Genomic DNA, 12,422 nt, shown 5'->3' on the forward strand with positions numbered 1-12,422 from the left:
AGCGACGCCCGTGCGCTCCGAGATCCCGGTACGCGCTGTGTTCGCCCTCCTCGTGTCGCTCGCGGCCGTCGGGGGACCGGCCGTCGCGCCCGCGACGGCCGCGCCGGAGGACTGCTTCGGCGACGGACGAGACCTCGACGTCGGCACCGAGGGGCCGACGATCGACCTATCGGTGTACACGTCGCTGTTCAGCAACCTCGGCGGCGAGGGCGCGTTCGGCATCTCGGCCGTCGGCTCCACCGGAGAGGTCGAGGTGATATCGCTTCGCACCGGCGTCGTCTTCGCCGGCGTCGGCGACCCCGGCGAGTTCCTCGCCGACCCGTTCTCGCGGTTCGCGATCGCGTTCGACTACCGCCTCTCGTTGCCCATGCTCGCGGCCGCCCCCGGCGACGACACCTACGAGCAGTCCGAGTCGCCCGTCGAGGGCGTCCCCGAGGCCGAGTGTTCGGTCGACTGAGGCGCGCGACAATCTGTCGCCGTCCGTCGACTCGACGCGTCTTCGGCGGGTTCGCTACGATATCGGAGGTGACTGGAGCGCAGACAGGTACTTATCGGCTCCTGTCGTGAGCAGGGTAGAGTAGCCGTGGTACCAGACCCAGGGGCGGGCGACGACCCGCCCGCCGAGGAGCAGGCCGACGACGGCGCGTCCGAGGGCGTCGCCGGGGACGCCGTCGCAGACGAGACACGAGCGCGGGCTCGACTCGACGAGAACCGTCGTCGACTCCTCGGGATCGCCGGCGCGGGGGTGCTCGGTGCCGCCGGGGTCGCCGGCGCGTGGCGCGCGTCGCGCGCCGGCGGGTCGCCGCCGACGGGAACGCCGTCTGCGACGCCCGCGCCGACCGCCACAGAGACGGCGACCGACGATCCGACCGAGACGCCGACGGACGAACCGCCCGGCCAGGTGCCCGCGCTGGTCAGGCGGTACGCGCCCGACCTCTACTACGGCCGGTTGGAGAAGTGGTTCCCGACCGACCCGCGCCCGTACGTCGTCGAGACGGCGGACGGGCGGGTCGTCGACGGGTTCACGGCACTCGACGACTACTCGGCCGCGTTCGCCGAGACCGGTGAACCGCCCGCCCCGACCGTGTTCTACGCCGTCGTCGAGGCGGCAGACGGTATCGACGCGGTCCAGTACTGGCAGTACTCTGTGTTCGACCAGTTCACGGTCAACTTCCATTGGCACGACTGGGAGCTGTTGCAGGTGTTCGTCGACCGCGAGTCCGGCCGACCGCTGCTGCTGTCGGCGAGCGCACACTCCCGGTCGGTGCCGAACAACGAGTTTCTCGACCCCGACCTCTCGGGTGACGCCCGCCCGGGAGTCCTCGCGGAGGTCGGTTCTCACTCCAGCGCGAGCGAGGTCAACGGGCGCGTCCCGACGTTCGAGCGGCTCGCCGGCGGGGATTGGAACTCGGACGTGTCGAACGACTTCGTCGATGTCGCGTCGGGAGACCCGACCAGATTCGCCTACGGCCTCCCGCGCGACGAGGGCGCGCGCCTCCCGTTCGTCATGCCGGAACTCGACGGTCATCGCCTCGACGACCACCCCGACCTCTCGGTCGGCCCCGAGGGGTTCGTCGACGCGGCGGTCACCGTAAGCGACTGGCGCGGGATCCCTCGACCACCGGAGTCGCTCCCGCTTCGCGTCCCCGGGCTCGTCTTCACCCACCCGGAGAGCGCGACGGACGGCGACGCCACCTACGCGCTCGAACCGATCGAGGTCCTCAGCGACGTGATCGACGACTTCGTCGGCCCGCAGTTGAGCTTCGAGTTCGCGGTCCCCGGCTTCCTAGAGGACCGGCTCGCGAGCCACATCACGTCGGTCGGCATCCCCTGGGAGCAAGAGCGGTTCACCGACCCCCTCGCGGACGTTACCGACCCCGCACACCGCCGCCGGATCGACGGCAGGTCGCCCGCGGGACTGCGAGACCGCGTCGTCGGACGGGTGCGACTGCTCGCCTCGGGTGCCGAGGGCGCGCTCGACAGGGTGAGCCAGGGCGCACGCGACGCGCTCGGAACCTCGATCACCGTCTCCTTCGGGAGCCCGCCGGTGGAACTGTGTACGCAGCTCGCGAGTGCGGACCCGGTCGCGTCGGTCACTCGGGCGGGAGTGCTCGGATTCCTCCACGTCGACCCGGGCGAGCATCGACTCACGGTGAACGGTCCCGGGATCGCACCGCTGGCGGTCGGGTTCGTTCACGACGGCGGACTCCACCGCGCCGGCTCGGCGGGCGACCTGACGGTCGTCGCGACCGAGGACGCCGGCTGGATCCGCGGTGACGGCCGTACAACCACGGGAATCGCGCACGTCCGGATCGTCGAAGACTACGCGGGCGTCGTCTACGAGGGAGCGCCGGTGGAGGCGGACCGCTTCGCCGTCGCGGTCCACCGCGACGGCCGCTACACGGTGGAGGTCGTCGACGGCGCTGGCCGCCCGGGCGCGTACCGCGTCACCCCGGCGGACTTCGGCGACGACGGCGAGGCGATCCGCGAGGCCGTCGAGACGGGGAAGGCGAGCCTCGCGGAGACGCTGCGAGCGGAGCTGGCCGACCTCCTCGATCTGGCGAGCGAGTTCGCTCGGCAGGACCGCGGCGGCGACGAGGTCGTCGAGCGGCTTTCGGCCGCGCTGGAGGCCGTCGACGCGGCGACGGCGACCGCCGAGCGCGGCGACGCGCAGTCCGCGAACGACCGGCTGACGCGTGCGGCGGCGGCGCTGGAGGAGGCGCTCGACGTGCTGTTCAGCGAGGATCTCGGCGGCTACGACGACTCGTCGGTGGTGGCGCTGTACCCGCGCGTGCAGGAGGCAATCGACCGGGCAGAGGTGGCCGTGCGAACCGACCTCGCGTGATCGGTTCTGAAGCGGGAACGCGTCCGAAGCGGGAACGCGTCGACGCTCGGCCGCGTGGCTCCCGTCCTGGTATCGGCCGAACCTACTCGACGCGGAGCGTCATCGTGAGCGGCGCGCCCCGCTCCAGGGCGGTGACGAGACGCCGGTCGAAGTCGCCGGCGGCGGCGTCCGCGCCGACCATGATCGTCCGCTCGTCGACGTAGTCGCTCGTTCGACCGACCATGCTTCTGTCGCCCTCGTACGACAGGTCGGGATGGCCGCGACCGGTCACCGTCTGGGTCGCGTCCGCGGCGCTGAACTCGGCGACGATCGTCGCCTCTCGCGAGCGACACGCCTCGACGAACGACCGCGGCACGTCTGCGGGCGTCGCGTCCGCCTCGACGCCGACGATGCAGTCGCCCGCCGGCGTCAACCAGTCGTCGCTCGTCACCTCGAACGTGCTCGCGTGTTCGGCGGTGACGTGCTCGTGACCGGACGCCCGAACCGTCACCTCCCGGACCGGCGACTCCTCGTCGCCGGCCGTGTCCTCGTCCATGTGCCCGATTCGGGCGACCGCGGACAAAACGGCCGCGACTCGGCGGCGTCGCCGGCGCGGTCGCGGTCGGTGACGCGGTCGCGGTCCCGACGCAGTCGCGCTCAGGTCGACCCGGGTCAGTCGAGGTCGATCCCGCCCGCGAGCCGGTCGAGTGCGAACACCGCGACCGCACCGACGACGCCCGCGACCGCGAACTCCCCCGCGAGGCCGGCGGTCCACGCGCCGGCCTCCTCGCCGGCGCGCTCGACGGGCGCGCGAAGCGCCCCGATCACGAGGCCGATCAGGAACGCGAGCGTCGCCTCTCGGCGCGCCGCAAGCGCCGCGCGGACGGCGTGAGCGACGGTCAGCAGGCCGACGACGCCGCCGGCGAGAAAGGCGACGACTGGGACGCCGTCGCGGACGACGGCCGCGGTTGGCCCGCCGGTCGCGACGCCGATCAGCGAGTCGACGAACGTCGACAGCGCCCCGGTCATCCGGTCGTACTGCCCGAGGATAACGAGCAACAGCGACCCCGAGATGCCCGGGAGGATCATCGCGCTGACGGCGACCGCGCCGGCGACGAACGTCGCCAGCGCCGTCTCCCCGAGCGCGGCCGAGGCGCTCCCGGAGACGACGAACGCGATTACGATCCCGCCGGCTCCGGCGACGGCCCGCGCGGGCGTGTCGACCCGGAACTCCCCGCGCAACACGACCGCCGATGCCCCGATCAGTCCGAAGAAAAACCCGTACGTGGGGACGGGAGCGGTCTCGAGCGCGACGTGGAGCGCCCGCGTTACTGTGAGGATCGCCGTCGCGATCCCCGCGCCGAGCGCGAGAAGGAATGCGCCGTCGACCTCTCGAAACGCCGCGCGGAGCCGTTCGCGGTCGCCGCGCAGTCCCGAGAGCGCACGGAGTGCGAGCCCCGGCGTCGCCGCGGTGACGGCGGCGATCAGTCGATCGTAGATCCCCGTGATCAGCGCGATCGTTCCGCCCGAGACGCCGGGGACCGCGTCGGCGGTGCCCATCGCGACTCCCCGGAGATACGTCCCCAGCGGGCCGTGCTCGCGTTCGATTCCCTCGTCTCCGGGGTCGCCGTCACCGTCGCCGTCGACGGCCTCGCCACCGATCCCGTCGCCTTCTACGTCAGCTCCGTCGCTCATCTACGGCGCGAGCGCGTCCGCGCCTCGAACCGGCGCGCGGACCGCGGGTTCGGCGTCGCCGACGAGGGCCACGCCCGCGGTCGAGGTGTCACCAGTCGTCGGACCGGCGGTGGCGGGTCCGTCGGCGTCGATCGAGTCGGAGGTCTGGAACGAGTCGATGCCCGACAGCGCGCTCGTGTTGTCGGAGCCGTTCGTCTCCGTCCCGTTCGCCGTCTCGTTCGTCTCCGAGTCGTTCTGTGCGCCCTCGGGTGCCTGGAGGACCTCCTCCTCCAGGGTGACGCTCACGGTGTCGTCCACGTCGCCGTTCACGACGCCCTCGCTGACGTTGAACGACCCCTGGTTGCGGATGACGTACGCCGACTCGTTGGTCTCGACCTCGCCGGTGACGGTGTAGCCGCCGTCGGCACGGACGCTGACGTTCGTGTAGCCGTTCTCGGGCCCGTACTCGTCGTACCCGGTCGTCGAGTACGGCAGCGTGAACTCGAAGCGTCCGTCCTCATCGGCGGTCGTCTGCTGCTCGTAGGTGAACGTCGAGGCGTTACCGCCGGCCCCCGCGTTCGGCACCTCCATCCGGACGGTGGCGGTCAGCGTCTCGTTGGGGTCGGCTCCCGTGCCCTCGACGGTCGCGCCGGGCACCTTCTCGAAGGTCTTCACCCACTGCGGGCTGGTCTGCTGGAGCTGCGAGGGTCGCAGCCCGACCGCCCGCGACTCGCCGAGCACCGACCGCTGGTACTCGCTGGAGCCGTACGCCGAGGTGTCAGACGTGCTCACGAGCCGGTAGTGTTCCAGCGCGGGGACGTCCTCGCGCGGGAACGACCCGACGCCGCCGATCTGGGCGCTGCCGTCCTCCTCGACGAACTCCTGGGCGGCGGTCTCGTTGGGGAACGGGCGGATCGCCGAGGCGTTCTCGCCGCCCGGGAGGACCTTGTAGGTCGTGCCGTCCTCCGCGGTCACCGTGTCGTAGTCGAACACGATCACCTGCTCGCCGAACAGCGTGTTCACGGTCGGCTCGGCGCGGCTGCCGTGGTACTTGTACAGCCGCACCATCATGCTCTCGTAGTAGCGCTGCTTCTTCTCGTTGAACGCCGCTCGTCCAACGACTTCCCCCTGCTGGTTCCGCTGGAGGACCGGCGAGTAGAAGTCCGACGAGGAGACGTTCCCGTCGTCGTAGAAGACGGTGGGCGCGCCGAACTTCGACCCGATCGTCGTCATCTGCCAGTCGACCATCACGTACCGCATCTCCTCGGCCTCGCCGTCGTCGTCGATCTCAGCGAGCGACTCCTCGGCGCGCTCCTCGCTGGGTGCGAGCAGGTAGTTCGCCGCCGAGGTCGCGCCCTGCTGGAACGGGTTCGCGTGCGGGACGCGCTCGCCGCGCGTGGTGATCCAGTGCCCGTAGTCCCACCACGACATCACGCCGTAGCTCCCCTCGGGGTACTCGAAGTCGTTGCCCGGAGGGCGCTCGTACGTGCCGTAATACTCCAACTCGTCGGCGTTGCCCGCGCCGCCGAGGTTCCCCTGTTCGGGGGTGTTGTCGTCCATCCACTCCAGGTTCTCGTCCCAGATGGTCACAGCGCCCGGAGCCGTGCTGTTGCCGACGCCGACGGCGGTGTTCGTGCGGTCGATCGAGGGCTGCCCCGTGTTGCCCAGCGACAGCGGAACGACCAGTACCGGACCGAGCACGACCATGATCGTCACCGCGACCGCGACGACCTGGTACGTCTCGACGTCCGGCGTCGACAGGTCCCTCGAGAAGTCGACGCCGATGACGGCCAGCGCCTCGCGGAGGAAGTACGCGTTCAGCCCCGCGACCGCGACCGCGAGGTAGTAGTTGAACCGGACCTGCGTGAACGCGGCGGCCGTGATGAACGCCGCCCACACGAACACGAACAGGTGCTCGGCGTCGTATCGGACGCGCGCGGCCGCCCCGAACACGAGCAGCGCGACGAGACCGAGTCCGGCCACTTGGGGGTTCAGGCCCAGCGCGCCCGCGAGGTCGTTGAAGATCGGCGCGCCGACGAACACGAACGCGACGACGAGCGCGGAGCCGCCCAGGTAGTAGTAGTCCGATGTCGTGCCACGCTTCCACAGCGGCTTGACGAGCAGCCAGACAGCCGCCGCGAGCGCCGTGATGAACGCGAATCCGTACTCGGCGAGCACGACGCCGAAGCCGCCGTAGTATCGCACGAGGCCGGACTGGAGGAACGGCTGGGCCTCGCCGATGGTACGCGCCTGTGCATTCGCTGAGAAGCCGACGAATCGGAGGAGGTTGCTCTCGATCGTCGTGAACGGAGCTGCCTCGACGAAGATGACGAGGAGGACGCCGACTGCGCCGAGGAGGCCGACGGTGCCGGCGAAGCCGTACTCGTCGATCCGGTCGTCAGTAAACTCGCGTGCGTCGAACTGTCGAGCGAGGAACGCGAGAAGGACCGCGCCCGCGACCGTCGCGAGCGCGAAGACGGGCTGGACCAGACTGAACTGCGAGGGGGTGAACGATGCCTCCTGGAAGCGAACTAGCGCCATCAGCGCGGTCACGGTCATCGAGACGACCGCGACGAACGCGACGTGATCCGGCGACCGGCCGCCCGCGTAGTCGCTGACGGCCTGGAACGCGACGTAGGCGGCGAAGATGCCCAACAAGAGGACGGCCGGCGGCCACGTCCAGATGTACAGTCCGACCGCGACGCCCGCGATAGCGCTCCACGTCAGCGTCGGCTTCAGTTCGTCCCACTCGCGCGCCTGGACGAGTTCCCAGATGGGTCGGTCGCGCTGGGCGACCGCGAGCGCGATCATGAGCGCGACGACCGCGAAGCCCTGGAAAAACGGCTCGGCGATGTTGTGGTCGGCGAAGCCGACGAGTCCCCGACGGAGGAAGGTGCCGGGGAGGAACATCAGAATGACTGCCCCGAAGAGCCCCGCGAGACGGCCGCCGAGACGTTTGCCGATGAGGTAGGTGGGAACCGCGACGAGCGCGCCGAACACCGCCGGCGCGACGAGGAGGGTCTTAGCGATGAGGGTCTGGGAGGGGGACCCGAGGCCGACGACGAGAGCTGCTGTGGCGACTAGTTGGTCGTAGAGGGTACCGAACTGGCCCTGTGCCGTGCCGAACGGGTAGTACGTCCAGGGGTCGTACGGCATCGTCGAGGGCCAGTTCGCGACGGTGTATCGGACCTCGCGGAGGTGATACCACGCGTCGTTCCCGGAGAAGTACACCTGACCGTCCCGAACGAAGTTGTCGTAGGACTGGAGGCGAACCCACAGCATGAACGCGACGACCGCGACGAGTGCCGGGACATGATAGAGGTCGCGGAGGATGTCCGTGAGCGACTTCCCTTCGAAGGAGTAGTCGATGCCCGGAACGGCGGAGGCGGGATTTCCGCCGTCCGGGGTCGTGTCGCTATCGCTTCGACTCATTGCATCGTAGGACTTGGAAAGCGGGGTTAAGGCTTATGACATCGTCGTCTGTCGGATCGTGTTGACTCGAAACTCGCTCTGTAACACGGTCCAATAGATAAATAACCGTCAGGGACAGAAACTTCTCGCTAATGAACATAGCCCTGATCACGGTCGACTCTCTTCGAGCAGATCACGTCGGATTTAACGGATATGACCGTGATACGACCCCTACGCTCGACGAGCGCGCGGACGAATCCCACATCTTCACCGATACGGTGGCGCACGCATGCGCGACGAGACCGTCCTTTCCATCGATACTGACTTCGACCCATGGGCTTCTATACGGCGGGTTCGACCACCTCGCCGATGAGCAGGTCCCTCTCTCGGTTCCCCTCTCGGATTCGGGGTATGCGACCGCCGGTTTCCATTCAAATCCATATCTCTCCGCACAATTCGGGTATGATCGCGGATTCGACCACTTCAGCGACTCCGAGCGGGATCCCACGTTTGCGTCCCGGCTACGCCGATATGTCTCCGAGAACGTCGGCGGTCGGGTCAACGACCTGCTATCGTGGGTTCACACGAAAACTGAAGAACACGCCGGTGTCGATGTCGGGGACTACTATAAAGACGCAACCACCTTGACCGACGAAGCACTCGAATGGGTTGAATCGGTACAGGAACCCTGGTTTTTGTGGGTACACTACATGGACCCACACCACCCGTATATCCCTCCCTCGGAGCATCAAGCCTTCGGGGAGCCCATCTCCAAACGACGGGGAGTCAAGCTTCGACAACGAGTACTTGATGACCCCGATGGTCTGAGCGAATCGGATTGGAGCGATCTCGTCGATCTCTATGACGCCGAGATCCGCTACACCGACGCTGAAATAGGTCGACTTCTCGATGGTATCGGAAACGCGACGTGGGCAGTTACGGCCGACCACGGCGAAGAGTTCCACGAACATGGTGGCTTCGGTCACAAGAATCGGTTCTACGAGGAACACGTACACGTACCGTTCATGTTGGGTGGCGTTCACGGATCGGGCGTTCACAACCACCTCGTCGGACTGAACGACGTTCCGATGACGCTCCTGCGACTTGCCGACGTGGACGTTCCGGACACCTATCGCGGGGTCGACGCACGCGAAGGTACCCGTGACCGCGTTCTCGGTGGGTGGGCTGGAGACGTAGGAACGGACCTCGATCGTGGTCGACTAATGAGTCGAACTGAGACGGAAAAATACATTCGCGATATCAGCGACGACACGGAGGAAATGTATGATCTATGTTCCGATCCGGAAGAATCTCACAACCGTACCACTTTCCAGGGCAAGTCAGACCACCGAACTGCCGTGGACTCGTTCATTGAGGAGGTCAAACGAACTTCTGAACGGGCTCAAGCCGTCGAGATAAGCGACGACCTCGAAAACCAACTCGAAAATCTCGGATACATGGAATGAATCGAGAAGGGGGATTCGGGCTTGAGGTGTCGAAGGGACTGGTAGCCAAGATTTCTCTCGCCGTTATCGGGTTTCTCGGCAGCATCGTGTTCGCGCGAACTCTCGGTCCGGTCGGATATGGTGCATTCAGCGTTCTCGTCTCGGTCGCGAACATCCTTGACAATCCCGTACGTGGACTGGGGACCGCCTGTCAGAAATACATCGCTGAAGAGGGCCGCAGCGACGGAGAAATACTCACCATCGGTCTGGTTGGGACTACAGTCCTCGGTGGTATCGTGGTCGCAGGGCTATTGATTGTCGGCCCACGTATCAATTACTTCGATATCGAGAACGGGCCATATTACGTAGCCGTAGTGTTCGTCGGGCTCATATTCTTCAAAACGTTACAACCCATGGTTTCCGGTCAAGGGAAGTTCGGCACCGCAGTATTCCTTGACTCACTTCGATCGCTATTCACGATACCACTACAAGTCGCGCTAGTTCTCCTCGGCTGGGGAGTGGGAGGTATGATTTACGGTCTGACGGCCGCCTCTTTGCTAACCGTTCCATTCTCGCTCCGCGTGCTCGGTGTGAGACCGCAACTACCGAGTAAACAGACTGTCGAGGACATTCTCTCGTATTCTAAGTATTCAATATCTAGTAGTTTCGTCGGATCTGCATACGGACAACTGGATATCCTGTTGCTTGGTGCTGTCATAGGCTCTGGCGCATCGGGGCAGTATCGGATCGCGTTGCAACTCGCTTTGCCGGGAGCATTGTTGTCGATGGTCATGGGGTCGGGGCTTCTTGCAGAGGTGAGCTCCCTGGCCAGCCGGGGCGAGGAAGTGGCACAACAGGTGACTAATAACGTCTCGTTCACCTCGTTGTTCGCTATTCCGCTGTTCTTCGGCGCATTAGCCATGCCTGAGTCGATCATCGTCACCGTGTTCGGAGAGGCATATCGTGATGCGGTGCCGTTGCTTATCGGGCTCGCAGTTTATCAAATACTCAAGACACAGTCGGTACAGATCTCTTCAGTACTCGAAGGGTTTGGTCGTCCGGATCTCATGTTATATCTCAGTACGGTCACGCTGGTCGTGAACCTCGGCTTGGGAGTCTTACTCATATTCCAGATGGGTGCCCTGGGTGTCGTCTTGGCAACGATCGTTGCAGAAGGAACAAAACTGGTACTCATGACGTACTATGCGCGTCGCGAGATTCCGTACAATCCGTTTCCACCGGCGATTCGATATCAGGTCGTCGCCGGCGTTGGAATGTTTCTCATCATCGATCTCTTACACGGCTTCTGGGGAGTTTCCTCGTGGTTCGAACTTCTCGGACTCGTCGGAGTCGGTGCCGTCCTCTATGGTCTGTTTCTCGTTTCTCTCTCGGACATTTTCATGGATACGGCTCGTACGATCATCTCTGACGCACAAGAACAGTACCTCGGACGTTGACCCTGGGTATGACAACGAATAGAAGCTCGAATGGTTTCAGGAATCCCCCGAGCAGGTGTCTATCACCATGAATTCGCCGTGTCGTTTGATATTATCACGATTATCTATACTATCCTCTATATATTGCAACACCGAGTTGTCCTCGTCGACCTTATCGACCCACGAGGTCGAGACGACGACGAGACAAGGACGGCGTTTGTCCAAGACGGTACCGATGTTGCTATATTTTGTTCCGACGAGGGTAACCGATCTGTCTCCCACCGCGAACTGTTTCGGAACGTGTACGTTCTTAGTAAACTTCCCGACCCGATGTTCCCCGAGATACCATCGAAACGGAAGCGGATTTACCACGATAGCAGTCGCTTGGGTATTTTCGCTTGCGTGGTTCGTGATATCTTTCGAGGCGTCCCCGATACCTGAATCGGTTCGGATCGAGTCGTGTGTGGTCGCCCCTCCGAGTGATGGTGGAACGATCGAAATCAAGAGTAATAGCGTGATTGCGACCGCCACGAGTCTCCTTTGTGAGGCCAGCTTCTTCGAACGCTGATCGGAGACAAATCTGACAACTACCATGGAAATTTTCACAATTAAGTATCCCGCCGCGAGAGCAAGCAGCGGATATAATGGGACGAGATATCTAGATAGTTTAACAGATAATACTGAGTGGATGAGAAGTGGGCCGATCAGGAGTCCCACGAATCCGATGCGGATCCCTCGATCTCCGATCCGGCCGAGCGCTGCGATCACCGCTGTGACGAGTCCGGCAAGGTACGGAATACCACCGAACGTGGCGATCCAGTAGGGAAGGACCCACGCTGGAGGCGAAAAGTACGTCGTCCCCAGCACGATAACTCGGTGGCCGTTATCCAAATGCGAGAGATTGTGAACTATCGACGCTGCAAAGGCGAATGCGACGCTTCCGAGCCACGGTATCGAGAAAATCGTTTGTGCGATTTCTGGGGGTGTGGCCCCGCCGTAGTACGTCGGTGCTGGAGAGAACGCGAACGGTAAATAGACAAGTATGAATGTGAGTACAGCCCCCACGGTGTACGCCCGTACGATCCGTCGCCAACGGTTACGATGTTCGACGAGTGCCATCCAAGAAACGATTGCCAACAATCCGAACACGTAGAGGGCACCTTGTACCTTGATCGAACCGGCAAACACGCTCAATGTGCCAAGTATGGATGCTGCTTGACCGTCGCGTTCTTCGCGATACCACCAGACGGTCACGCCGAAGGCCGCAGTCACGACTACCGCTAGCGGAACGTCAAGCATCGCCATCGTGGCATAGTAGTTATACTCTGGAAGAGCAGCAAGGAGCAACGCCGCGACGAGTGCGGTCAGACGGTTGAAAACGTACCGTGCAGTTCCATAGATCACGGTGATAGAAGCGACCCCGATCATCGCAATTGGTGCACGGATTGTTTCCTCGGAAACCCCAAACAACCACTGTGAAGCACCAATCAGGTACTTTGCGAGCGGAGCATGCATATGCGTTGGGTTTCCATGCATATTTCCTTCGATCATCGAAATACCTGCTTGCGCGTAGAACACTTCGTCCATAATCACTCCTCCAGGGAGGTTGCCCGCGTATCTGACTGTGATCAG

The 12,422-nt window shown here is 64.5% G+C and carries 8 protein-coding genes; 4 read left to right on the plus strand and 4 right to left on the minus strand.

Annotated elements, in window-relative coordinates; all coding sequences use genetic code 11:
- Positions 1–10: 10 nt before the first annotated feature.
- Complete coding sequence (locus tag Hbl1158_RS06770) at positions 11–457, plus strand: hypothetical protein (RefSeq protein WP_234299292.1); 447 nt, start codon at positions 11–13, stop codon at positions 455–457.
- 126 nt (positions 458–583) lie between these two features.
- Positions 584–2,845 carry a PT domain-containing protein gene (locus Hbl1158_RS06775; RefSeq protein ID WP_234299293.1) on the plus strand — a complete coding sequence of 754 codons (2,262 nt, stop codon included), beginning with the start codon at positions 584–586 and terminating at the stop codon, positions 2,843–2,845.
- Positions 2,846–2,927: 82 nt separating this feature from the next.
- Here Hbl1158_RS06775 and Hbl1158_RS06780 read toward each other — a convergent pair whose 3' ends face one another.
- The 3 genes from Hbl1158_RS06780 to Hbl1158_RS06790 form a co-directional block, all read right to left on the minus strand.
- On the minus strand, positions 2,928–3,380 hold the full coding sequence (locus tag Hbl1158_RS06780; RefSeq protein WP_234299294.1) for a DUF371 domain-containing protein: 453 nt from the start codon (positions 3,378–3,380) through the stop codon (positions 2,928–2,930).
- A gap of 116 nt (positions 3,381–3,496) precedes the next feature.
- A complete protein-coding gene (locus tag Hbl1158_RS06785; protein WP_234299485.1) occupies positions 3,497–4,384 on the minus strand; it encodes a DUF368 domain-containing protein in 888 nt (295 codons plus the stop codon).
- 135 nt (positions 4,385–4,519) lie between these two features.
- Entirely contained in the window at positions 4,520–7,930 is a 3,411-nt protein-coding gene (locus Hbl1158_RS06790) for an oligosaccharyl transferase, archaeosortase A system-associated (protein WP_234299295.1), read from the minus strand.
- A 131-nt stretch (positions 7,931–8,061) separates the two neighbouring features.
- Here Hbl1158_RS06790 and Hbl1158_RS06795 point away from each other — a divergent pair, with 131 nt between their 5' ends.
- Both Hbl1158_RS06795 and Hbl1158_RS06800 read left to right on the plus strand, forming a co-directional pair.
- A complete protein-coding gene (locus tag Hbl1158_RS06795; RefSeq protein ID WP_234299296.1) occupies positions 8,062–9,375 on the plus strand; it encodes a sulfatase in 1,314 nt (437 codons plus the stop codon).
- A 26-nt stretch (positions 9,376–9,401) separates the two neighbouring features.
- Entirely contained in the window at positions 9,402–10,811 is a 1,410-nt protein-coding gene (locus tag Hbl1158_RS06800) for a polysaccharide biosynthesis C-terminal domain-containing protein (RefSeq protein ID WP_234299297.1), read from the plus strand.
- A 36-nt stretch (positions 10,812–10,847) separates the two neighbouring features.
- Here Hbl1158_RS06800 and Hbl1158_RS06805 read toward each other — a convergent pair whose 3' ends face one another.
- Entirely contained in the window at positions 10,848–12,377 is a 1,530-nt protein-coding gene (locus Hbl1158_RS06805) for a glycosyltransferase family 39 protein (RefSeq protein ID WP_234299298.1), read from the minus strand.
- Positions 12,378–12,422 lie beyond the last annotated feature (45 nt).

The organism is Halobaculum sp. CBA1158, from assembly GCF_021431925.1.
Lineage (GTDB): Archaea > Halobacteriota > Halobacteria > Halobacteriales > Haloferacaceae > Halobaculum.